A 23,916-nucleotide genomic window follows, 5' to 3' on the forward strand; every position below is an offset into this window, starting at 1 on the left:
CCGTCCGGTCCACTGCAACGGCGTGGTGCTCGCCCTTGCCGACGTCCAGGCCGATGAAGACATCAATGCTTTCGCGGTTTCCGATCACCTGTACCTCCCCGTCACAGCAGCTGATACCTGTGCTGGACTGTCCGCGGTGTCAGAGCCCGCATCCACGTTACGCACGACGATCCCAAACTGTCCTGCCTCTATTAGCGGTCTCTCCGGCACCTACCGGACCCCGGTGACAACACCCCCCGGATCATTGACGACTGGGGGCGGCAATCATGCCGGGGTCGGCAGGCCAGCATACCCTCATCCTGCAACAGGAACGGGCTACGAAAAAGGTAACGGGGGCGTTTGATGTGCTTGATCCCGGTGTTGTTGGCTTCGACTTTGCCGATGGTGGCGCCGGTGACGATGAGGACTTCGATTTCCGTGCACCATCTGCAGACGGTGCGGTAGAGCTTGTTGGTCTCTAGCCGTCCGGGGGCTTGGACCAGGACGTTGAGCTCCTCTTTGGCGGCGGCCGCGTCGGCCAGGGAGTTCGTGCGCAGCAGTAGCCACAGCTGTTCCTTGACCTTCCAGACAGCTTGCAAGCTTGCCGGTCGCGTCGTCGGCGGCGAAGACCTCCTCCAGCCGGTGGGCTGCCTTCTCGGTGAGTGGGTCGCCGGCGCGCAGGAGCAGCATCCCGTGCGCCCAGGCCTTATCGATCCCTCGGCCGCGGCGGTCCTTGACCTGCTGAGACAGGTTTTGCCGGGCCTCCGTCACCGCATGGTTGGCCAGCGAGACCAGGTGGAAATGATCAACGGCCACGGCGGTGCGGGGCAGCCACATCCGCAACGCCTTGCGGAACGCAGCTGACGGGTCGATCGCGACGACCTGCACTCCCAGCCGCCAGGCCAGCGGGCGGGCGAAGAGCCAGTCCCCGACGCCCCTGTGGTCCCGGCCGTCGACCACGCCCAGGACCTGCCCTGTGTCCAGGTCAATGATGGTTGTCATCCACAGCTCATGCCGGATCCACGTGCTCGACCCGGGGTCGCGGAAGAATCGAACGGACCGGAACCGGGGGCAATTACAACATGCACGAGCACACGGCACTCGTAACCGCCTAGCAACCGTCACGGAGGGCGTCAGCGGCGCCAGGCCACGCGACCGCTGGCGCTCCCGCACGAACCCCGGCACTGAACCGCACGAACAAGTGGCGCTCAAACGTTTAAAAAGTCAAACTACGACAACGCCCTCGCCGAGGCCGTCAACGGTCTCTACGAGGTTAACCTGATCCACGTGAGGCCGGCTGTCCCTCGATGACCGAGGTCGAGTTTGGAACTCCGCAGCGGGCCCCATGGTCGAACACTGAGCGCCTCCACGAGAGCCCCGAATACCAGACCCCGCAGGAGTTGAGGCCGCCTCCTGCGCGAGAGCCGCCGCGCTCGTTTGAAAAGCGCAGTTAGAGCCAAGGCGGTTCAGACGGCTCGCCCGTGCTATCAGGGACTCCGACAAACCCGGGGCGATTCGTCCGCTAAACTTGGACGCTGAATACAACCTTGAGGGGGATGCGTGGAAATTGCTGATGGGAATGCGTGCGTCGATCACGCCATGGCCGGGGCTAAGTCCGATACCTGTGACGCAGGACGCGAAGATGAATACCGGAGCATCTCGGCATGACGTCGATCTGTTTCGTCTCCGAAACTGGGCGGACCGAAAGGCCCATCAACGACCCGTCGGTACGGTACCGGTGCTATCACCCTGCAGAGGTGCTGGCCGGCCAGGGGCACTTCGCCTCCGTATACTCGGCCGCGCAATTCTACAAAGACCCGAATTTCGATTACGACGTTTACGTCTTTCACCGGCCAAATAAGGCCCGCAAGAATTTCCTGCCTGTCCTCCATCGTCTGCGCAGTGCTGGCAAGATCCTCATCGCTGACTACGACGACCTGATTTTCGGTGACGAGGAGATAGCGCTGCAGTCCTCCGCGGCGAAGAACGGCACACTGACGCCTGAGAAGGCCATCGCCGCATTCGCGAGCAACCGCTCGGGCCTGCGCGAATTCGACAAGGTGACCGTCTCGACTGCGCCGCTCGCGCAGCGGGTGAAGGAGTCCAACGCGGACGCTGACGTTAACGTCGTGCCGAACATCATCCCGCCGTCGATACTGTCGATCCACGGCGAGCTAGAGACGTACCTCGCGCCGCGCCCGCATACGGCGATCGGCTACTTTGCGGGAACCAAGAGCCACGACCGTGACTTCCCGGTCGTCGCCGATGCGCTGCACCGGGTGCTCATGGAAAATCCCGACTTCACGCTGATGATCATCGGCCCTGTCGCGGTCCCGCCGGCGCTGGCTGCGCTGCCGAACGTCAGCACGGCGCCCGTGGTGAACTTCCTGCGGCTGCCGGGGCTGATGACGCTGTGCAGCACGGTAATCGCCCCGTTGGAAATGAGTGACTTCAATGCGTGCAAGTCGCGCGTGAAGTTCCTCGAAGCGGCACTATCGGGCTGCCGCCTGCTGGCCAGCCCGATCCCGGACATGCGAGCCATCGAATCAGGAAGCCTGGATCTCATGGAGTCGCACGACGACTGGTACGAAGCCTTGTCCGCGCCTGCGGAGGCTGGTGGCTACCCAAGGGCAGTAGAAAACTTCGAGTTCCTGCGTAACACCTCCCACGTGGACGGCCTGACGACATTCTGGAGTGAAGCATGAGGGTACTGATTTACGTTGAGCCGCACCCGATCCGGGACAGCCAGACGATCTTCAACGACGTCGCTCGGAAATTCCTTCCGCTGCTCGCGGGGTCCACGCCGGACTTCGACGTTCGTATGTATGCGTCGCGTGCTCTGTTGGGCGCCGTTGGGGTCGAGGCCCTGGCCGGGGTGGAGAAGCGCCTCATCCGGGCGAGCCCCGCCGAGGAGTCTCTGTTCGCCGGGCATGTCTGCGACTGGGATACCGAGGGCATCCCGGCGTGGTTGAGCCTCATGGACGGGGGCGATGTCGCCGACGACTACGTTGGGGTTCTGCGCCGCGTCTGGAGTGTCTTCCCGTTCGACATCGTCGTCCACTGGGGTGAGAATGGCGCCGTAACCCGCTTCGTGGAGGAGCGGCCCGTGACACGCATCGCGATGGAGCTCGGCTGCACCCGCGCCCCGTTCCTTGGGACAATCGTTATGGACCCGTTCGGCACCAACGGCAGCGCGATTGTCCCCCGGCTGTCGGTGGAGGACCTGCGCGGGATCGTCGGCGACAACCCGATGACGGCCGCCGAGGCTCTCTACGGCTACTCGGCGAACCTCGAGGCCCTGCCCTACGAACAGCAGTTCCTCCCCGTCGACAGCGGGGACTGGTCGTCACGGATCCTTGGCACTACCAAAAAGATCGCGTTTCTCCCGCTCCAACTCCACGACGACGCCAACCTCTTGCGCTTCTCCAAGTACGAGACTGTCGAAGACGTCGTGCTCGACGTCGTGCCCAAGCTCGCGGCGGCGGGTTACCTGACGGTCATCAAGACGCATCCGGGTGCCAAGAGCCGGCACCAGTCTCAAGTTGCTTTCTCCCTCGCCAGGGCCGCGGTGCGGCCCTGGGCAGACGATGTCGTGTGGCTGGACGCCACCAAGGGGGTGTACAGCAATGCCCAGCTGATTGCACTGGCCGATCTGGTGGTAACGGTCAACAGCTCCGTGGGGTTCGAGTCGCTGTACTACGACAAAGTCGTTTCGGTGCTGGGCGACGCTGTCTACAAGCCGTCGGGCCTGTTTCCCGACCTCGACGCAGCGATCTCCGGCGCTTTCGACCTGCACGCGTACCGGCACGGGATCGGCCTGCTGCGCCGTTTCATGCTTGGCGGGTACATGGTCAGTGACGCCGTTCGGGGTGACTTCCCCGCGTTCCGAAGCATCGCTGTCACCCTCGATGCGGCGCGCCGTGGCCACGACGACGTTTTCGCCATCGCGAAGAGCATGTACGAGGCGTTCAGCGTGGCCCGGGAGCACCAGGCCCGCGCGCGAATGGTACGGGGCAGCTCGGTTCCTGGAGCGGCCGAGTTCGGCGTTCCCGCCGTCGCCACAGAGCACCTCCGAGCGAGCGAGCCGGCGGAGCTCCGTAACGAGTTCACGGGGCCCGCACGCAGACTCCTCGCCCTGACCGGCACGGCCGATACTGAGAGCTTCCGCGGCGCACTGCTGACAGCCTTCGCCGATCACCGCACTGCCGAGAAGTTCGTTCGCGCCGCTGGTTTCGTCGACGAGACGTTTTATCTCACCACGCACAGGGACGTCGCCAAAGCAGCGAAGGACCCTGTATATCACTGGGCGCGCTACGGCCTCCGTGAAGGACGCCAGCCTCGGCCCGGTTTGAACGTCGGCTCGGTCGAGCGGCTGGTCGATGAGCTGGTCGCCGCCGCCGAGCCGCTGTTCGACGGCGTCCATGACTTCCCCTTAGACGACGACGCCGAAGCGCGCCGTCAGACCAGCCTCGCCACGATCCGCAGTGGCCTCGGCACCTGCGACCACAGAATTGCCGTTGTTGCGCATTTGTATTATCGCGACCTCGTTCCGGAGATCCTCGAGCGGCTGGCGAGTATCCCTGAAGGATTCGATCTCGTGGTGACGATGCCCGAATGGGGCAACCGCCGAATCGCGGAGCTGGTACTTGCCGCCTACCCGGATGCCCTGCTCTACCCGGCGGTTAAGCGCGCCCACAACATCGGACCGTTTCTCGACGTGCTCCCCGCAGTTCTCGAACACGACTACGATGCGATCCTGCACCTGCAGACCAAGGCCGGCTACGTTCATGCCGGCCGTTTGCGCCGGGACCTCGGTGAGCTGTGGTACGGCGAGGCGTTGGACGCTCTGCTCGGCAGCCCTGCGCGGGTGGCGGCGATTCTCGACGCCTTTCGCACGGACCCGGCCATCCAGGAGGTGGGCCCGCAGCCGCACTACCTCTCCCTGGCCCAGCACCCCTACCACGATGGGGGCGACCTCGGTGAGGTTGTCTTAGGGGCGACCCCCGCGGAGGGATTCTTTGACGGGGCGATGTTCTGGGCCCGGCCGGACGTCTTGCGCCCGCTCGTAGAGATAGGTGCACTCACCCTGACCAGCTTTGCGGAGGAGACCGGCGCGCTAGCCCACGATGTAGAGCGGCTTTTTGGCCACGCGGCGCTGGCCGCCGGCGGAGTGATCGTCGGGGCACCCGTCGACCCGGCCAAGCCCCTCATCACCGAGGTTCAGCCTCTCGCTGTCTCGATCCACGAGCATTTGGAAGCCGCCCTCGCCGCGAAGCAGGCGGCGCGCAAGACGCGCCGGCTTGAGGCGTTGGCGTGGTAGGTGCACCGCCGGACGTCGCGTTGGTCATCGGCCCGTCGCATGGTGTCCGGTGGAGCTGGCACGTGCGCGACGGCGTCGTCGGCTCGCCCTTGGAGTGGGACCGCTACATAGGTCGAGGCGGAGCGCCGATATGGCACGCGTCTTTGCTGAGACAGGCATCTGACGCGGCAGGTGCAGAGGGAAGCGTCGCCGTGCTCGTCGGCGACTTCCGGTTTGGAAACGGCATCCTCCTGGAGGACACGGTGCCCCCTGGCGTCTTGGTCGACGGATTCATGGGGGTCACCGCTGGCGCGATGACCCCTGACCAGGACCGCGCCATGTTGGAGCGGGGTCTGGCGGGGATGCGCGCCTGGCATGAGACGTTCGGCGCCCGCGCGCGCTACGTGCTGTGGGATGTCTTCGGGCGGCAGGTCCATGATCGTCTTGCGGGCCGCCACATCGCCGACGGGCGTTACCGGCACCCGGTGTTCAACTACGACGAGATTGTCGCCGCGCTGCCCGGGCTCGACATCGTCGATCTGGCGCCGCTATTGCGCCTGCCAATACACGAACTGTCACGACTGTACATAGACGGCAGTAACCACCCCTCGCAGATCGGGTACCTGCTGCTCAACGGCCTCGTGTTCGACCGCCTCAGCGTGCGCGAAGCCTACGACCGTGCTGTCGCGACGGTGGAGGGCGAACTGCTCGGGCTCGCACAGAAGCTTTACGAGTCCGCTGACCGGCCTGTACTGGTCACCGGTAGATCCGCTTGGCTCGACACCATGTCGCGGTACATGGGAGCGAACGGAGCGCAGCGGCTGGCCGACGCCGGGCTCGTCCTCGCGCCGCTCGATCACGTTTCCGGTCAGCCCTCTCTGACTGAGATCGTCGAGAGAACCGAGCTAACCCAGTGTGCCGCCGTCGTCGTCTCCGCCGGCGGAAAAGACATCTCAGCTCTGCTGGCGCGTGCGTTCCGAACAGGACTCTCGATGTGGACGGACGTTCCCGTCGTCGACTGGGAGACCGCGACAGAGAAGGCTATCGGCGACCGACGCGAGACACCCCGGTTCGCTCGCCTCGACCCTGCCCTCCGCGCCGCCCCCGACGCGATCAAGCCCGCCCTTGTTTCCCCTGCGGTGGAGCAGGGGCCGCTCGGTACGCCATCGTGGTCTGGCATCACGGCACTCTTGCGGCAGGTCGCCGGGAGCCGCTGGCACGCACCGATGACAGGTGATTTTGAGGCGGTGGTGACGACCGCCCCGTCCGACCACGAAGGAACCGCAGCGGTCCATGGTTCGCAGGCGCGAACGTGCCACATGTAGCGTCGTTGACGGAAAGTTTCAGAAGCGGGGTGACAATCGAACATTTCCATCTACGACGCAGTCCCGGCCACCCCGCCAATCCCAGTACCTCCCGCTCGCCAGCCTATCTATACGGGTTGACCGAGGGCGTATCTGCAGACTTATCCAACTCGCTGCCGCTCGAACTTAGATTCGGCAATAGGTACGTAGGCAACGCCCCCGTGACTTTATCGGTTCTGGGCGATGTCGGAATCATTTCGAGCCGTGGTGAGGCTCACGCCGTGGTACGGCTTTCCGAGAGGGGCCGATTCGTATTCCTGACCGAAGTGGCAACTCGACAGATCTTTTCCGCCCGTCCTCGCGACTACGACGCCGTGGAGAGCTTCACCGCCACGCGGACCAGCGCCGAGGTCTGGGAGATGTTCGACCTCGAGGAGGCACCCGCGCCGGAGAATATCACTGAATCCTGCTTCGACCTACTGGCGGCCGGCGCGCGCGGCATCGTTGACGCTGTCATTGGCGGCGGAGCCTTACCAGGACTGCTTCGTTGCGCGGTGCACGCGGTGGCTTCCGCACCTGAGCTTGCTTCCGAGATCCGCGCCACTGGCGAAACGGAGCCTGTGTTTCGCGCATTCCGTGAATGGGCGAGCGACGAGTTGCCCTATACGATCGCACTGCTCGACAACCTGCTATCCCCCGGAGAAGCGCCCCTCACCATCGGCAGAAATATGGACTGGCTCTCCGCAAGCGAAAGCACGCCTGCAGACCGAATCGTCAATGACGCAATTCGCCTCTGCCTGGCGAAGGAGGTCACGTCGTGCGTGGTCGCTACCGCACGTAACGAAGGCGTCTACCTGCTGGAATGGATTGCATATCAGAGGCTTCTCGGATTCGAGCGGATCGTCATCTACACAAACAACAACACCGACGGCTCACTTCACCTATTACGAGAACTTCACCGAACGGGCGTCATAACGCTCATCGAGTCCGAGGTCAGCCCGGGCGCGGATGCCCAACTGAAAGCTTATAGGCATGCGGCCCGTACACTGCCCCATGCGATTTCCGCAGAATGGTGCGCATTCCTTGATACCGATGAATTCATCGTTATTAATAGCGACAGATTTGGAATGCTCAATGACTACCTCAACTGGGCCGCCCGTAAGGGCGGAGACGCCATTGCACTGACCTGGTCGTTGGCAGAGACAACCACTGCTGTCCAGGACTGGATCAACCTTCCTGTTCTCCAACGCCTCACCCGATCTTCACCGTTGCAGGTACCGCTGATCAAGTGCTTCTCTCGACCCGAGCTGATCGATTCGTCTAGCCCGCACTACCCCGTAGCGTCAAACGGCCTTGCGATGCGCATGTCAAATGGAGATGGCGAGCAACATCTCTGGGAGGTCGGCACCGACGAGCCGAATGACCCAACTCGAGCTGTCCGAGCCGCCAAAGATGCATGCCACCTGTACCACTTCGAGCTGCGAACGCTCGCCGAAATGATTTGGAAATACTCCAGAAACCGGGGAAATTACGCTCTCCAAGACGAAGACCTGCAGATGAACGCAGACTTCCCTGGGCGTCTCCATCACTTCAAGAGGTGCTTTGCAGACGCCGAGTCGACCACGCTTCCTTTTGTGTCCGTCACTTCCGGCCTCCGTAGGGAGATGGACTACCTTCGGACACTTGGCGGAGTATCCAGCGCGGAAGAGCAAATGAAGATTGTCACGGCGGCAAGATTCCAGAAGCTAATCAGCCGCCTTCCGGATTACCTTGCGTCCGACCAGGCGGCTGCCATCGATTCCGAGAGCCGAGCCCTGCTTGAGGCGGTCGTTGCCGCCGGCCGGCTCGCTGCACGGCCACGTGACAACCAGTCTTAAACCACTGGGGCGACGGTTCAGTGCATGAGGGTCTCGCGTTCGAAGAGGGTCAACTTCTCGGGTGGAAGGTTGCCGGCACCAACTCACAATGGCGCCACTAGCTGGACCAGCTGTCAAACACTTGAAAGGACGAGCTGAAGGAATACTTCAGGCACCGACTAAGTGGGCTACCCAGGCAGATTGGTTACCGGCTGCCCCGGCGGTGATTCTCGTAATGAGACAGGCCGGTAGGGCCTCGCGGCGTGCCGTCTCCGGACATGGTTGTTTGCGCAACCGCAGGGCGCGAGTGGGAGGGCCTCCCGGGTAGCGGTTCTTAGACAGCTCCACTCCACGCCGGGAGGCCCTCGTCATGCCGGAAATCTACGCCCTGTTCTGAAAACACCTGCATCAGCGTCCTTGGACAGTACAGCTGGCTCGCACCCTTACCCGACAGTGGCGAGTCAGCCGCGAGGAGCGGGCTTACTCGTCACCACGCCGAGCACCTCTTCGTCGGATGCAACGAGCAGCGACGAGATACGGCGGCTGTCCATGAGAGCGAGCGCATCCTCCATGCGCGTGGTGGGCGCGACCATCGTCGGGTTCACGGACATGATGTCCCTTGCGACAAGCGAGAACAGGTTCTCGTCATAGGTTTGCACGGCACGGCGAATGTCGCCGTCGGTGATGATCGCCGTACCGTCTGATGTCCCAATGAGAGCGATGCCCAGCTGACTCTTCGTCATCTGACGGATGACCTCAAGGATGCCGTCCGAGGGACTCGCCCACGGCAGATTGTCGGTGATCATCACGTCACTCACCCGTTCGAGGAGACGGCGCCCGAGTGCCCCGCCCGGGTGCAGCCGGGCGAAGTTCTCGGACACGAAGCCTCGTGCCTCCATGAGCGCCACTGCAAGCGCATCGCCCATCGCCAGCGCGGCTGTGGTGGAAGACGTCGGCGCGAGGTTGAGCGAGCATGCTTCCTCGGCGACCGCGACATTCAAGTGGAAAGTCGAGTGACTCGCGAGAGTCGAGGTGGGGTTTCCCGTCATCGCGAGGATGCGGTTGCCGTTGTCGAGCAGGAAAGGCAGCAGCGCGACGAGCTCCTGGGTCTCGCCTGAGTTGCTGATTCCGAGGAAGTAGTCGGCCTCCGTCGCCATGCCAAGGTCGCCGTGGAGCGCCTCGGCCGGGTGCATGAAGAAGCTCGGGGTGCCGGTGCTCGCGAGGGTCGCGGCGATTTTACGACCGATGAGACCTGACTTGCCCATCCCGCAGACTATTACGCGTCCGCGTGAGGTGAGGATATCCTCGACGGCAGCATCGAAGTCGTCGCCAACGCGCTCAATCAGGTCGGCGACACCTCTCGCCTCGGCGGCGAGGACCCGGCGCCCGGCTTCTGCATGCTTTCGTGCTGGGCTGTACGTGGCGTCACTGAACGACATGGCTACTCGTCATCGTTTCTATTAGGGGTCGGTACATGTCCTCGAGACTGAGGCCGTGTGATGCTAACACATGTTCCGCGGCCTCCCGGGCGACGCCGCGCCCGCCTGGGCGATCGAGTACGACGTCGGCGGCGGCAAGCACCAGGGGGTGCGCATCGCGCGGGGCGTAGAACCGGCCTACCAGGCCCGCCAGCGGCAGATCGACGACGTCGTCGCCGACATATGCGATTTCGTCGAAGGAGATACCGTGCTCGGCCTTGATAGCAGCTAGCGCCTCTGTCTTGCCTAGCGTTCCGGTCACCGCGACATCGAAGCCGAGCTGCTTGATCCGCGCGTCAAGGGGGGCGCTGGACTTTCCCGACAGCACGCCGCAACGGATTCCGTGTACACGCAGGAGCGATACGGCGAGCCCGTCTTGGACGTGGAAGCCTTTGACCGCTTCGCCGGCCCCGTCCATCCAGATGGTGCCGTCGGTGAGCACGCCGTCGACGTCAAGCAGGACGAGCTCGATCACGCGATGTCCAGCGCGGGGAACGACTTGACGAGATCGTCGATTGCCTTGACCTGCCCGAGGAATCCTTCGAGCGCGCTCAGCGGCAACGCGCTCGGGCCGTCGCACCGCGCGTTGTCCGGGTCCGCGTGCGCCTCGACGAACAGCCCGGCGAGGCCGAGCGCCATGCCGGAGCGGGCGAGTTCGACGACCTGGCGGCGCCGCCCACCGGAGGCGGCGGCGCCCGCCTCGCGGCGCTGAAGGCTATGCGTGACGTCGAAAATCGCGGGCGCACCGTCGCACGCCTCGACCATCTCCCGGAAGCCGAGCATGTCCACCACGAGGTTGTCGTAACCGAACTGCGAGCCGCGCTCGCACAAGATCACCTGCTCGTTGCCCGCCTCGGCCAGCTTGCGCTGGATGTGGGCCATCTGCCCCGGGCTCAAGAACTGCGGCTTTTTGACGTTGATGGGACTGCCGGTCTTTGCAAGTGCCACGACGAGGTCGGTCTGGCGGGCGAGGAATGCCGGAAGCTGCAGGACATCCGCCACCTCGGCGACGGGAGCGGCCTGCGCGGGCTCGTGGACGTCGGTGATCACCGGGACGCCAAACTCCGACTTGACGGCGGCGAAGATCCTGAGTCCCTCGTCAAGTCCTACGCCACGGTATGAGTCGACCGAGGAGCGGTTCGCCTTGTCGAAGGATGCTTTGAACACCAGTGGCATATCGAGCTTGGTGGTCACCTCGACATAGCGTGACGCCGCCCGGAGTGTCGAGTCGAGGTCTTCGATGACGTTGATCCCGCCGAAGATCACGCAGGGGCGGTCATTGGAAACGGTGATGTTCGGCCCGATGGCCACGGTTTTAGACATCCCCCGATCCTACTAGACTGGGCATCTCCAGTTCCCAATTATTGAGGATGTCCATCCATGCGAGCCCTCGCTGTCATTCCCGCCCGATACCTGAGCACCCGGCTCGAGGGCAAGCCCCTGCTCAAATTGGGCGAGCGCACCGTCGTGCAGAGAGTCTGGGATGCGACGGTCGCCAGTGGCGAGTTCGACGACGTCGTCGTGGCGACGGACGACGAACGAATCTTTGATGCCGTGCAGGGGTTCGGCGGCAGTGCCGTGATGACGTCACCGTCTCTGGCAAACGGGAGCGAGCGGGTCTCCGCTGCAGCCGACCTCATGCCGGGAGAGTACGACGTCGTCGCGAACGTCCAAGGGGACCAGCCGTTCGTGTCCCAGGCCGCCCTCAGCGCGTTGCTTGCGCCGTTCCGCGAGGGCGAGACTGCAGATATGACGACGGTAGGGATGCCGCTCCAGCCAGAGCTCGCCGACGATCCGAACACGGTCAAGATCGTCACCGATGCGCGCGGCCGGGCGCTGTACTTCTCCCGCTCCCTTATCCCGGCGAACCCGCGCGGAGTCGACCACCCGTATTTTCAGCACCTCGGGCTGTACGCTTTCCGCCGCGACGTGCTGCGCCGATTCCCGACGCTGACGCCCACGCCGCTGGAGCGGGCAGAGAATCTCGAGCAACTCCGAGCGCTCGAACATGGCCTCGTCATCGTCGCCCGCGTCGCCGTGAGCAGCAGCATCGAGATCAACACCCCTGAGGACTACGAGCGCGCCCAGGCTTGGGTGAACGAGCACGAAGATACTCAGTCTTGAACGGACGAGAGACCGAATCGACCCCGGGACTGTAAATACCCGAACCAGACCGCAAGCGTGAGCGCGGTCGAGCGCAGGAAGGCGTACCGGCTCCGGATCCACCTCGGCGGGGCTGCCATGTTCCGTTCGGCGGGGCAAAACCGGCTAGCAGGTACTCGGTAACCCTGTTGGGAATGTTCGGTTGGACAGTTGTGTTGCGGTTGGCCGATGCGTGACACATATCACGGGGGAAAAGCGAAATCGGATATAGCGCCAAGGGGTTATATAGTGGTCCCGTTTGGTTGCGCCACCTGCGCCCAAGACATTGACAGAACCGCGGCTACTGGGGGACTAGTGACACTACGACTAACCGTGATCGGTACGGGATACCTCGGCGCGACCCATGCGGCATGCATGGCGGAACTTGGATTCGAAGTTCTGGGCGTCGACGTCGACAAAGAGAAGATTGACAGCCTCAGCCGAGGCGAACTGCCCATCCACGAGCCTGGCCTGCCCGAGCTCCTGCGTAAGCATACGGAGTCCGGCCGCCTGCGCTTCACCACCTCATTTGAAGAGGCCGGGGCCTTCGGTGACGTGCACTTCATCGCCGTCGGCACCCCGCAGCGCGCCGGCGAGCACGCTGCCGACATGACCTACGTTGACGCATCGGTGGCAGCCATTGCCCGAGCGGCCACGAAGGACTCTCTGATCGTCGGAAAGTCGACCGTCCCCGTGGGCTCGGCTCGTCGCTTGAAAGGTCTCGTCGCGGAAGAAGCGCGCGATGGCGTCACGGTCAACTTCGCGTGGAACCCTGAATTTTTGCGCGAGGGCTTCGCCGTGGAAGACACCCTGCGCCCCGACCGCCTGGTGATCGGCAGCGATTCCGCCGCCGCCGAGGCCACGCTGCGTGAGGTCTACGCCGACGCCATTAGCCGCAAGACCCCGTTCATCGCCACGGACTTTGAAACGGCCGAGCTGGTCAAGGTGGCTGCAAACGCGTTCCTCGCGACCAAAATCTCCTTCATCAACGCTTTCTCCGAGGTTACCGAGACTGTGGGCGGCAACATCCGCACCCTGGCTGATGCCATTGGCCTCGACGCCCGGATCGGCCGCCGCTTCCTCAACGCCGGCATCGGCTTTGGCGGCGGCTGCCTGCCCAAGGACATCCGTGCACTCCAGGCACGCGTGTCCGAGCTCGGCCTGGACAGCACCATGCGGTTCCTGAACGAGGTCGACGAAGTCAACCTCCGCCGCCGTGACCGTGCGGTGCACGTCGCCGAGACTCTGCTTGGCACCCTGGAGGGCAAGCGCATTGCCGTGCTCGGCGTAGCGTTCAAGCCCAACAGCGACGACGTCCGCGATTCACCGGCCCTGGACGTGGCTGCCAGGCTCTTCAACAGCGGAGCAGATGTCAGCGTCTACGACCCCGCGGCCAACGCCAACGCTGCCAAGAGGTACCCGCGCCTGAACTATGTCGATTCGCTGGCCACCGCCGTGGCGGATGCCGACCTGGTCATGGTGCTGACGGAATGGAACGAATTCGTCAACGTCGATCCCGCCGAGCTGGCGGCAGCGGTCTCGCACAAGCGCATGTTCGACGGGCGCAACGTCCTGGACCACGAGAAGTGGACCGCAGCCGGCTGGGATATCGTCTCGCTCGGTCACAAAAGCAAACTGCTGGACCTCGCTTCGGTCATCTAGTTTGTAGTTCGTTCTGTCAATAGGCAGGAGGAAGTGGTCCCGGTTCGGTGTTCCGGGGCCACTTCCTTTTGGCCCGGAGTTCGGCTTGGGGTGTTTCAGCGTGTCGCAGGCGGCGACGTGGTCGGACCAATTGCGCAGGTTGGTTACCGCATGGGCGAGGTGTTGGCTGGAAGGCCCGGGCCTGCGTTGTCCGGAGGTGCAGAATGGCGGGGCTGACGGGCAAGCGATGATACCAGGCGCTTTTTGCAGGGAGCCTGCGTGCGCGGGTGTTGCCGGGCTTCGAGATCGCGTCTTAGGCGCGCTGCTGGCCGGAGGAGATCTCGGACGGGACCAGCCGGAGCGAGGCGCTGATCGTGGACCGGTGAAGCGGATCCAGTTCCCGCTTTAGAGAGGGAGGCTGCAGGTGGTCACCGGGGAAGTCCGGGACGATGACCTTGATGATCTGGTCCGGTTTCAGCAGTCTGGCCATGTGCAGTGGGTCCTTAGAACTGGCGGCCCAGACACAGCGACAATTCTGCCGCCGTAGTCGCCCGGTCCGAGGCGGCGTCTCGTGTTTGCCGGCACCACCCCCAGCTCGGAACTCAAGGCCAGCTAGAGGGCGCTGGGCGATCCCGTCCAGCGCCTCTTGAACGGTCAGCAATAAAGGGACTTTTTGGGCCACAATCACCTATTTCAAAATATGCCACTGTGTTACGTTACGCACATGACGATGGGTGGCGTAGCCGCAGCCTTAGCCGCGGTAATCCTTGCGACGAGTAATGCACTTGGCCCCGCGGAGGTTCGCAGCCAACCTCCAGTTCCGTCGGCACCAGACTTGCTGACGAACGCTGCTCTTGCCTGCAGCAGGGACCAGGGGATTCCCGACGACGCCGGTACGTCGCCAACGTATCGCTTTGTCTCAGCCACGCCGGTCGGAACTACATGGGCGGGCCAATCCGTGGGTCAGGACATCCTGGTCGTCGGAAACACGCAGTACGTTGCCTACTACGATGCCAGCCGTAGGTTAGTGGTGAAAAGCCGAGTGGGCGCCGGCCCCTGGGGGACCAAGGTTCTGGATACCAGCGTCGGCTGGGACAGTCACGACGGCATCACCATGGAGTTGGACAATATGGGAAACCTGCATGTTGCCGGTAACATGCATAACTCGAAACTGAACTACTACGTCACATCCTCACCCGGGAACGTGGCTTCCCTTGCCAGGGTCCCCACTCTCGCTGATTCAAGGTTGGAATCTGCGGTTACCTATCCCCAATTTTTGAAGAGTACATCGGGTGAGTTGTTCTTCAAGTTCAGGTACGGCCGAAGCGGGAACGGCAGCGACTATATGTACCGCTTTGTGGCGGCAAGCAGAAAATGGCAGGTTATTTCTCCTCAGGGTCTTCTGGACGGGCAAGGGAGCAGCAATGCCTATTCCAGTGCTCCGATCGCCGGACCGGACGGATTTTTCCACATGGTGTGGATGTGGCGGAACACACCTGATGTATCGACCAACCATTCGTTGTCTTACGCAAAAACCAAGGATTTTATTCACTGGCAGAATGCCCAAGGCGCCAACCTGACCCTTCCCTTGACAAAGCAGAGCCCTACGATTGTCGACCCGGCACCGGTTGATTCGGGTTTGAGTAACCCAATAATGCGCATTGGCTTTGACGGGGCCAGACGGCCCGTCATCAGTTATACGCGTTACGACGCTGCGCGGGGGAATCAGCTCTTCGTCGCCCGGGCGGACACCTTGGGAACGTGGTATCGAACGCAGATAACGCGTTGGAACGGCGTTTTTCCTGTAACGGGAACCGGCAGCATACGCTTTCCCTTCGCTGTCGGATCTGCTGAGCCAGGAGCACCTGGCACGCTAAAACTCAGCTACAGCTGCTCTGGCAAGGGGCGCACGGTAGTACTGGATGAGAAGTCGCTTGCCGTAAAGTCGGACGCCCCGTCGGTGTCACCGCTTGTGGGCAAGCCGGTACTGCCTGTGCTGAGAAAGGACTCCAAGCTGGTGACCCACCAAGTTTTGACGGAGGCGGACAAGAGTCTCTACATCCTGCGGTGGCGCTCGATGCCTGTGAACGGTGACAAGCCCCGGGCGGTGATTCCGCCAGCTGAACCTCTCCTCATATTGGAGTACAAGTCCGACTAGCAGCCGGTCGCCCTGCCACTTCGCCTTAGGGTGACGCGTAGAACTTGCCCGTCGTGCTCAGCGATACGTTTGTGTGGAAGAGAAACTTTCGGCGGTCCAGGCATTCGTCTCGAAAAGCCCAGTATTCGTCGGGTCCCCCACTCCTCCCGACTTTGGACAGATAACTGCTCCGGTTGGTATGAACTCGGATGCAGTTGTGACGCCTGTAAAAATAGCAGTCTGCGCCACAGCCAAAGGGGCACTCAGGCGCAGCGAATGTGCAGCTTAGTGGGCGTTCTAGCCTTGATAAACAGCATGTCGATTTGCACGCCTTCGTCAGGCTGTCGGTCGAATGCAGGCAAATGCTAAAGGGAACGGTAGAGCTCGCCCGTGGGGGTCAGTGACCCGTCGTTCCGGAACAGGGCGGAGGCTCCCATGATGGGATCGCCGTGGACCCGGGTCTTCCAGGCGAAGCGCTCCACGTAGGACATCTCCCGGAGCCCGGCAACGGTTTCCTTCATGAAAGCCAGAATTTCTTTCTCCGTGAACCGGGAGGGCGACGAGGCCGTGGCTTTCCAGTCGGCCACGGCAAACTCAGTAATCCATATTGGCTTTCCGTAGCGTTCATGCAGCTTCTGCACCGTCTTCAGGAATGAGTCTGCACGGGGCGAGGCGTAGGAGTGCATCGTGACAAAATCCACCTGCAAGTCCTTCGCTGCTGCCTGGTCCATGAATTTTTTGAGCCAGTCGCCCAGCGCCTGAAACGGTGCCGGAGACCCCAGCCTGAGCCCCGATTGTTCCAGCTGCGGCCACAGCTTGATGGCAGTACCCACTGACATGTCCGATTGGGCACTGTAGTCCGGTTCGTTGAAGCCGAGGAGATGTTTGGCCCCCGTCCACTGCGCCTCCGAGCGCACTTGCGCGATGGCGTTCCGCTCCAAAGATCCACGGCCCCAGATCATCGGTACATATTCAGCGGCTTGCCTCGAAGCCGGCTGGAGGGACGGGTAGCTTGCTCCCCAGTTGTAAAACCAGTCCAAGTCCAGCGAATCGAGCTCATCGAAGTCGAATCCGTTAAAACGGGGCATCCCGACGCCCTTGCTCGCATATCCGGGCTTGGGCCGGCGGGGCCGCAGCGTGGCTCTTGGTGTGGTCGGAGCAACCCGTGGCGTTGGCGGCGCCGACGGCGGCCTGGGCCCGGGGGGCGTATCCGGGGTACAAGCCGCCAAGGCGGCGGCACCGGCGGCGAGGGGGACGGTAAGAAAGGTCCTGCGGTCCATATGCACCCCCCTGGCATAGTGGCGGAATCCGGTCAGAATCCAAGGGAGCCAGAGCTGCAGTAGGAGAACGCAACTCTGCCAACCCGCATCCTTGCCCGCTGAACACTCATTCTTCCACGAATGATCGACCTGATTCGACTCGCCGTCCGGGGTCCGGACCCGGTGCGGGCCGCGCGCCTAAGCCCCGCTGAACTCCGCCGTCCGGTAGCCGACGCCCAGCAACTCCTCGATGGCCGCCACCGTGCGGGCTGCGGCCTTGCCGTCGCCGTAGGGGTTCACTGCGTTTGCCATGGCGGCAAAGTGCGCGGAATCGTGCAGGAGGCGGGTCACCTCCGCAACAATCCGCTCCTCGTCCGTGCCGATCAGCTTGACGGTCCCGGCCTCCAGGGCTTCCGGCCGCTCCGTGTTTTCCCGCATCACCAGGACCGGCTTGCCGAGGCTGGGCGCTTCCTCCTGCACTCCGCCGGAGTCGGTGAGGACGATGTGCGCCCGGGACAGCAGCCGGGTGAACTCGCCGTAGGCCAGCGGCTCCGTCACCAGGACGTTGGCCTTGCCCTCCAGCGCGGGAAGCACGGCCTCGCGCACCACCGGGTTCTTGTGAGCGGGCAGCACGATGACAAGGTCCGGCTCGGCGTCGGCGATTCGGGCCAGCGCCCGGCCCACGTTGCGCATGGATTCGCCCTGGTTTTCGCGCCGGTGCGTGGTGACCAGCAGGATCCGGCGGCCGCTCGCGTCCAGTTCTTCCAGCCGTGGGTCCGTGAAGGGGAGCTGCTTGTCCACCGTGGCGAGGAGGGCATCGATCACGGTGTTGCCAGTCACCACGATGTCCTCCGGACTGATGCCTTCCCTTTCCAGGTTTTCCCGGCTGGTGGAGGTGGGGGCCAGGTGCAGGTGCGTAATCTGGCTCGTGATCTTGCGGTTGGCTTCCTCCGGAAAGGGCGAGAGCAGGTCGCCGCTGCGCAGCCCGGCCTCGACATGGATCACAGGGATGCCGTGGTAGAACGCCGCGATGGCCGCGGCGGTGGAGGTGGTGGTGTCGCCCTGGACGACGACGGCGTCGGGCCGGGTGCCGGCGAAGAGCTTCTCCAGCCCGTCGATGGTCCGCGTCATGATGGCCGAGAGGGATTGCCCCTGCTGCAGGATGTTGAGGTCGTGGTCCGGAACGATGCCGAAGAGGTCATTGACCTGGTCCAGCATCTCGCGGTGCTGCCCGGTGACCGTCACGATGCAGCGGAAGAGTGGAGACTCCTGGAGCGCGCTGACGATCGGGGCCATCTTGATGGCTTCCGGCCTGGTTCCGAAGATCGGCATGATGCTGTGCATGGTTTTCCCCAAGGGTGTGCGAGCGGTTACTAAGGTTTATGGGCCGGATTCAGCCGAGCAGCAGCGCCAGCACGATGGCCGGCACAGCGATGGCTACAAAGAGAACGCCTAGGAGTGCCACCCGCCGTTTGCGTCGGTACTGCGTGTCCCGGAGGAGCTGCTGGGATTCCTTGTCCTGGGCTTCTGTCGCCGCGTTTGCGGCATCCCGGCTTGCGGTGTCCAGATCCGCAGCGTCGTGGTTTGCGGTTTCCGGTTCTGCAGGAGCCGGCGCCTCGGCCGACGGTTCCCTTTTGAACGGAAGCGGCTCCGCCCCGGGCACCAGGAGGGTGTCCGGGATCTCAGTGTGCATGCGGCGCCTGCGGAGGTGCCGGGGCGCGGCAACCAGCGGGGGAGGGCCGTCAGGAGAGCGTTCCAGCATGTCCTCCTCGCCTCGGTCAGATGCCAGAACCGGCTGACCAGTTCAGCCGGCTGAGGTTCAATTGTTACATTTTCGCTCACTGATTGGCGCATTCCGGCCGCAAGGAAGCGTCGATCAGTCCTCCGGTTTCGATCACAAACCGCCGCAGCCATTGGGCCAAATCCAAGTCCGGATGTGAGGCAACCATCTGTACGTCCGCCGTCGTGCACTGGCCAATCAGGCGCCCCGCGCGGGTGAGGTGATAACTGGACGACACTACGGTGACGGACTTCCAGCCGTTGGCCTTGACCAGGTTGGAGATTGCCAGCGCTTCGCCGCGGGTGTCCAGGTCCGGGGGCCGGAAGCAGACGACGGCCGCGTTGGGGAAGACGGCTGAATTACACGCCTCGTCCGCCACCCGATTGCCGAACGTGTCCGTGTGCGAGATCACGAGGACCGGAACGTGGAAATCGGCCTGGAACTGGCGCGCCACCGGCAGGCGTTCGGACGCCGCGCCGCCCAGCATGATGACGGCGTCCGTCCGGTGCACGCTGAGCGGGTCCACGTTGACGAACAGTTGGAGGGCGATGATCAGCCACAACAGGAGGCCTCCGACGGCGACGGCGAGCACCCTGCGGGTGGCGGTATTCACCGCGGCAACGGAAGGAAGCACGGCTAAGAGTTTGGCACGCGGTTTTCAGGTGGCGAAATGGTGCGCCGGTACTGCGCCAAAACTTGCATAAAAGAATGCGTGATGCAGTTGTGATTTTGGAGATCAAAGTTACTGGGGTGACAGATGTGGATTGCCGTTTATGCTGTAGGCAACTTACGTCGCTCCCACCAACAGGTCTCCACCTGCGGTCTCACCCCTAAGCGAGCAATCTTGCGAAAACTAAACATAGCGGCAACCGTGATTGCCGCCGTGATGCTGGCAGCAACCTTGCCGCAGGCCGCCGTGGCCGCTGTCGAGGTGCCGGCCGCCGGACAGGTGTCCGCCGGAGCGCTGGCGCCGGCGGCTGCCATGCAGACTGGTGCCGTGCCGGCGGTGTCGGATCCAAGCCTGCAGGGGCAGGTGGATGACTTTGTGCGCCCGGAACCTCCCGCAGGCAGGGCAAAGTCCGAGTACACCTACGTCAGCGCGCCGCTGGCCGGCACGTTGAAAACCACACTGGTGACGGTGCAGCTGGCCGACAAGACTGCAGCCGAAACGGACGCGGCCGTCCCCATGGCCGCTGCGAAGGCCTCGCTCAGCGCCGCTAACCGCTACTGGGCCTACGCCACCGCGGGCCGGGTGGACATTGCGCTGGCCTCCTCGCGCCAGCTGCACAAGTCCGCCGCGACCTCCAAGCAGTCGCCGGCGCAGATCGTGGACATCGTCTCCCAGGAGCTGGGCTGGACGCAGAGTTCCTACACGGCGCTGGTCATGTTCATCCCCGGCGCCTACCTCACCAACGGCGCCGCGGGAATGACCTACAGCAACGGCAACATTGGCGGCCGCATCCTGATGCCGCAGAACAGCCGGCTCTCCACGCCGGTCCTGGCACATGAATTCGGGCACGCCCTCGGCATGGACCATGCCAACAGCCTGCTGTGCGGCAGCGGCGCCATGGACGTGGCCTCCGGGCCGTTCGCCGGGTTCGCGGATGCCACCTGCAGCATCAAGACCTACGGCGACAACCTGGACCTCATGGGTATCTCGCACTTCGACCTCATGCCGGAAATCAGCGCCAGCTTCTGGGAAATGGGCCGGTTCGGCAACGGCAACGAGATCGCCAACCTGGGCACGGTATCCGCCCCCCGCACGGTGAACCTCAAGCCTTGGGCCGGAGCAGGTGCCAACCGCGCAGCGAAGTTCACTGACCCGAAGTCCGGAGAGGTGTACTTCCTGGAACTCCGCACCCCGGTCGGTTACGACTCCGTCATTGCGCAGGACGGAAACCGCGGCGTGAAGATCACCCAGCAGGGCGGCGGCAACTCCTCGATTCTGCTTCCTCCCAATACCCGGGCGACCGCATTCAACGGCTACTACAGCAACACCCAGGCCTGGCAGGCCGGCCAGACTTTTACAACGCACGCCGGCACCAGGGTCTCCATTGACGCTGTCAGCAACACCGCGGCCACCGTGACGATCCGTCCGCCGGGTGCGCCCGCGAAGGGCTCCTTCGACAGCGCAGCCTTCGCGGTCACCTCGTCCGGCGCCACCATCAACGTCCGCGGATGGTCGGTGGATCCGGCGGCGGCCTCCACCTCCACCCAGACGCACGTTTACGTCACAGCACCTGACGGGACGACGACGGGCCACGCCTTCACCGCGGACAAGCCGCGCGCCGACGTCAACGCGGCGCTGGGCATCAGCGGAAACCACGGCTTCCAGGAGTCGATCACCGTCAAAGCGGCCGGACAGTATCAGGCCTGCGCCTATGCGATCGGCATCTTCAACAACACAGCACTGGGCTGCCGGACCCTCACCCTGGCCGGCACTCCCGCTCCCGAGGGATCCCTCGATGAGGTCACCACCGCCATGGTGTCTGGCAAACCGTCCATCAAGCTGCGGGGCTGGGCCGTGGACCGCGGCCAGGCAGGCGCGTCCATCCCGGTCCACGTCTACGTGACCACCCCCGCAGGGGCCACCACCGGCCAGGCCTTCACCGCCAACCTGCAGCGCCCGGACGTCAATCAGGCCTTGGGGGTCAGCGGCACGCACGGGTTTGCGGTCACCGTCCCGGCGACCGAGACCGGCACGTATCGGGTCTGTGCCTACGCCATCCCCGTCGCCCCTTTTGCTGCCGGTAACACCACCCTGGGCTGCCGCAACGTCCCGGTGGCTGTCAGTGACCCGCCCACCGGATACCTGGATTCCGTGGCGTTCATCAACGCCGGGTCCTCGGCGCGGCTGGACGTCGCAGGCTGGTCCTTCGACGCCGGCGTACCGTCGGCGTCGATCCCCGTCCAGCTGAGTGTCACGGCGCCCGACGGCAGCACCAAGTCAGTGACCACCACCGCCAATGCTGCCCGGAGCGACGTCAATGCCGCCATGGGGATCGCCGGTTCGCACGGGTACCAGACATCCGTGAGCGTGACGAAGGCCGGTACGTACCGCGTCTGCGCCACCGGAATCGCGGTCGCGACCCTGACCAAGGGCAACGGCTTCCTGGGCTGCGTGAACGCTACGGCGACCCTTGCTGCGCGGCCGGTCGGCTACGTGGACTCCATTGTGGTGCAGACCAGGACGCCGTCGGCGGTTATCACGGCTTCCGGCTGGACCTACGAACCCGGTACACCGGCGGCCTCCAACGCCGTACATATCTACGTCACGGGCCCGGACGGCAAGACCAAGGGCTACCCCTTCACCGCGAACGGGACCCGGCCGGACGTCAATGCCGCGTTTTCGCTGACCGGAAGCCACGGATTCCAGAACAGCATCCCGATCACCCTGTCCGGCCGCTACCGCGTGTGCGCATACGGCATCTCCGTGAGCCCGCTGAGTGCGGGCAACACGCTGCTCGGCTGCCGGGATGTGGTTGCGCAGCCCGCAGCCCCGGTGCGGGGTTACCTCGACACCGCCCGCCTCTCCGGGACCAGCACGAATAAATCGATCGTGGCGACCGGCTGGGCCATGGATCCGGGCTTCACGAGCCAGAGTGTTCCGGTCCGCGTCACCGTGAAGTCACCGGATTCGAGCTCCAAGAGCTACAGCGTCACGGCCAACCTGGCCCGGCCGGATGTAAACAGCGCGCTGGGCGTGACGGGAAACCACGGCTACCGTGCCGCCATTCCCATCAAGGCGCGGGGCAAGTACACCGTCTGTGTCTCCAGCGCCGGGGCCGGCGTCCTGCGGACCGGGGTGTCCGCGCTGGGGTGCCAGTCCCTTACCTACTGACGGACCGGAGGGTTCCTTCGAACCCTCCGGTCCGGCACGGTCAGTCCCTCGCGGTAGCGTAGGGCTGTGCCTGAAACTGTGCCCGAACCTGTGCCCGAAACCGCTGTCCCCGAAACCGCCGTGCCCGAAACCGCTGTGCCCGATGCCCTGCCCGCGGACGCCGCACTGACCGTTGCCGGCCTCTCGGAGTCCCAGCTGCTGGGACGCATCTTTCCGCGGCTCACGATCCCGCAGCCCAATGGCGGACCGGCGGCGGCGTCGTACTTGCTGCTGGGGCCGGGGGACGACGCCGCGATTGTCGCCGCGCCGGACGGGCGGACCGTGCTGAGCATCGACACCCAAGTGGCGGACCAGGATTTCCGGCTCGAATGGAACAACGGCTACCGGACCACCGGGTACGACGTCGGCTGGAAAGCCGCGGCGCAAAACCTCAGCGACATCAACGCCATGGGCGCCCGGGCCACGTCCGTTGTGGTCAGCCTGACCATGCCGCCGGAGACCCTCGTCTCCTGGGTGGAGGATTTCGCGGACGGCCTCGTGGCCGGCATCAGGGGCCTGGGGGCTCCGGCCTGCGCGGTGGCCGGCGGCGACCTCGGCCGCGGCCGCGAACTGGCGGTCAGCGTGGCGATCCTGGGGACCCTTGACGGCAAGGAACCCGTCCTGCGCTCCGGGGCCCGGCCAGGGGACACCGTGGCCCTGGCAGGAACAGTGGGCCGGGCCGCCGCCGGGCTGGCGCTGCTGGAGTCGAACGTCCCAGTGGGCGCCCTGACCGCCGGGCAGCGTTCCCTCCTGGACACCCAGTGCAGGCCGCAGCCGCCGCTCGCCGCCGGACCGCTGGCCCGTGAGGCGGGGGCGTCCGCCATGATGGACATCTCGGACGGCCTGGTCCGGGACGGAAACCGCATGGCGGCCGCCAGCCGCGCGGTGCTGAACCTGGACGCCGCCGCCCTGAAGGAGCTGGCCGCCCCGCTGCTGCCGGCGTCGGAGCTGTTGGGGGCAGACCCGCTGGCCTGGGTCCTCGGCGGCGGTGAAGACCACGGGCTGCTCGCCACTTTCCCGGCAGGGGTTCCGCTCCCTCCCGGGTTCACTGCGATAGGCTCGGTAGAGGCCCCTGCACCAACCGAAAGCATGGGAGTAACGATCGCGGGCAGGCCCGCTGACGCTGTGGGATGGGATCACTTTGCAGACTAAGATTGCCGC

General features: G+C 64.2%; 18 protein-coding genes and 2 pseudogenes. 9 read left to right on the top strand and 11 right to left on the bottom strand.

Annotated features, from left to right (window positions below):
• The 3 genes and pseudogenes from AC1DFR_RS17450 to AC1DFR_RS17460 form a co-directional block, all read right to left on the bottom strand.
• Window positions 1-156, bottom strand: a pseudogene (locus AC1DFR_RS17450) (IS110 family transposase); the annotation flags it as partial.
• 35 nt (window positions 157-191) lie between these two features.
• Window positions 192-578, bottom strand: a complete 387-nt coding sequence (locus AC1DFR_RS17455; protein ID WP_476874059.1) for a transposase — start codon at window positions 576-578, stop codon at window positions 192-194.
• Between the two features lie 67 nt (window positions 579-645).
• Window positions 646-981, bottom strand: a pseudogene (locus AC1DFR_RS17460) (ISL3 family transposase); the annotation flags it as partial.
• Window positions 982-1,643: 662 nt separating this feature from the next.
• On the opposite strand from AC1DFR_RS17460, the gene AC1DFR_RS17465 reads away from it, so the two are divergent.
• The 4 genes from AC1DFR_RS17465 (at window position 1,644) to AC1DFR_RS17480 (ending at window position 8,459) form a co-directional block, all read left to right on the top strand.
• Window positions 1,644-2,684 carry a glycosyltransferase family protein gene (locus AC1DFR_RS17465; protein ID WP_476874016.1) on the top strand — a complete coding sequence of 347 codons (1,041 nt, stop codon included), beginning with the start codon at window positions 1,644-1,646 and terminating at the stop codon, window positions 2,682-2,684.
• Window positions 2,681-5,299, top strand: coding sequence for a rhamnan synthesis F family protein (locus AC1DFR_RS17470; RefSeq protein WP_476874017.1), 2,619 nt, complete (start codon window positions 2,681-2,683; stop codon window positions 5,297-5,299). Before AC1DFR_RS17465 ends, AC1DFR_RS17470 begins: the two co-directional genes overlap by 4 nt.
• A gap of 191 nt (window positions 5,300-5,490) precedes the next feature.
• Window positions 5,491-6,603, top strand: a complete 1,113-nt coding sequence (locus AC1DFR_RS17475) for a hypothetical protein (RefSeq protein WP_476874018.1) — start codon at window positions 5,491-5,493, stop codon at window positions 6,601-6,603.
• Window positions 6,604-6,803: 200 nt separating this feature from the next.
• Window positions 6,804-8,459: a glycosyltransferase family 2 protein gene (locus AC1DFR_RS17480; RefSeq protein WP_476874019.1), complete on the top strand. Its 1,656-nt coding sequence runs from the start codon at window positions 6,804-6,806 to the stop codon at window positions 8,457-8,459.
• 440 nt (window positions 8,460-8,899) lie between these two features.
• Here AC1DFR_RS17480 and AC1DFR_RS17485 read toward each other — a convergent pair whose 3' ends face one another.
• The 3 genes from AC1DFR_RS17485 to kdsA are packed head-to-tail and all read right to left on the bottom strand — an operon-like array spanning window position 8,900 to window position 11,239.
• Entirely contained in the window at window positions 8,900-9,877 is a 978-nt protein-coding gene (locus tag AC1DFR_RS17485) for a KpsF/GutQ family sugar-phosphate isomerase (RefSeq protein ID WP_476874020.1), read from the bottom strand.
• A complete protein-coding gene (locus AC1DFR_RS17490) occupies window positions 9,864-10,391 on the bottom strand; it encodes a KdsC family phosphatase (protein ID WP_476874021.1) in 528 nt (175 codons plus the stop codon). Before AC1DFR_RS17490 ends, AC1DFR_RS17485 begins: the two co-directional genes overlap by 14 nt.
• Window positions 10,388-11,239: a 3-deoxy-8-phosphooctulonate synthase gene (kdsA, locus tag AC1DFR_RS17495; protein WP_476874022.1), complete on the bottom strand. Its 852-nt coding sequence runs from the start codon at window positions 11,237-11,239 to the stop codon at window positions 10,388-10,390. Before kdsA ends, AC1DFR_RS17490 begins: the two co-directional genes overlap by 4 nt.
• Window positions 11,240-11,296: 57 nt before the next feature.
• Here kdsA and kdsB point away from each other — a divergent pair, with 57 nt between their 5' ends.
• The gene (gene kdsB / locus AC1DFR_RS17500; protein WP_476874023.1) at window positions 11,297-12,040 is read left to right on the top strand and encodes a 3-deoxy-manno-octulosonate cytidylyltransferase; all 744 of its coding nucleotides are present in this window, start codon (window positions 11,297-11,299) and stop codon (window positions 12,038-12,040) included.
• Between the two features lie 333 nt (window positions 12,041-12,373).
• Entirely contained in the window at window positions 12,374-13,720 is a 1,347-nt protein-coding gene (locus tag AC1DFR_RS17505; RefSeq protein WP_476874024.1) for a UDP-glucose dehydrogenase family protein, read from the top strand.
• 292 nt (window positions 13,721-14,012) lie between these two features.
• Here AC1DFR_RS17505 and AC1DFR_RS17510 read toward each other — a convergent pair whose 3' ends face one another.
• Complete coding sequence (locus AC1DFR_RS17510; RefSeq protein WP_476874025.1) at window positions 14,013-14,189, bottom strand: hypothetical protein; 177 nt, start codon at window positions 14,187-14,189, stop codon at window positions 14,013-14,015.
• Between the two features lie 468 nt (window positions 14,190-14,657).
• Here AC1DFR_RS17510 and AC1DFR_RS17515 point away from each other — a divergent pair, with 468 nt between their 5' ends.
• A complete protein-coding gene (locus AC1DFR_RS17515) occupies window positions 14,658-15,857 on the top strand; it encodes a BNR repeat-containing protein (RefSeq protein ID WP_476874026.1) in 1,200 nt (399 codons plus the stop codon).
• A gap of 344 nt (window positions 15,858-16,201) precedes the next feature.
• On the opposite strand, the gene AC1DFR_RS17520 is transcribed toward AC1DFR_RS17515, so the two are convergent.
• The 4 genes from AC1DFR_RS17520 to AC1DFR_RS17535 form a co-directional block, all read right to left on the bottom strand.
• Complete coding sequence (locus AC1DFR_RS17520) at window positions 16,202-16,924, bottom strand: glycosyl hydrolase (RefSeq protein WP_476874027.1); 723 nt, start codon at window positions 16,922-16,924, stop codon at window positions 16,202-16,204.
• Window positions 16,925-17,293: 369 nt separating this feature from the next.
• Window positions 17,294-18,439 (bottom strand): non-hydrolyzing UDP-N-acetylglucosamine 2-epimerase, encoded by a 1,146-nt coding sequence (wecB, locus tag AC1DFR_RS17525; RefSeq protein ID WP_476874028.1) that lies wholly within the window; start codon window positions 18,437-18,439, stop codon window positions 17,294-17,296.
• 49 nt (window positions 18,440-18,488) lie between these two features.
• Window positions 18,489-18,788 (bottom strand): hypothetical protein, encoded by a 300-nt coding sequence (locus AC1DFR_RS17530; protein WP_476874029.1) that lies wholly within the window; start codon window positions 18,786-18,788, stop codon window positions 18,489-18,491.
• 145 nt (window positions 18,789-18,933) lie between these two features.
• Window positions 18,934-19,509 carry a YdcF family protein gene (locus AC1DFR_RS17535; RefSeq protein ID WP_476874030.1) on the bottom strand — a complete coding sequence of 192 codons (576 nt, stop codon included), beginning with the start codon at window positions 19,507-19,509 and terminating at the stop codon, window positions 18,934-18,936.
• A 210-nt stretch (window positions 19,510-19,719) separates the two neighbouring features.
• Between AC1DFR_RS17535 and AC1DFR_RS17540 the strand changes: the two genes are divergently transcribed.
• Together AC1DFR_RS17540 and thiL are read left to right on the top strand one after the other, a co-directional pair.
• A complete protein-coding gene (locus AC1DFR_RS17540; RefSeq protein ID WP_476874031.1) occupies window positions 19,720-22,716 on the top strand; it encodes a hypothetical protein in 2,997 nt (998 codons plus the stop codon).
• A gap of 120 nt (window positions 22,717-22,836) precedes the next feature.
• Window positions 22,837-23,907, top strand: coding sequence for a thiamine-phosphate kinase (gene thiL / locus AC1DFR_RS17545; protein ID WP_476874060.1), 1,071 nt, complete (start codon window positions 22,837-22,839; stop codon window positions 23,905-23,907).
• Window positions 23,908-23,916 lie beyond the last annotated feature (9 nt).

The sequence above is a fragment of the Arthrobacter sp. 05T410 genome (assembly GCF_056396505.1).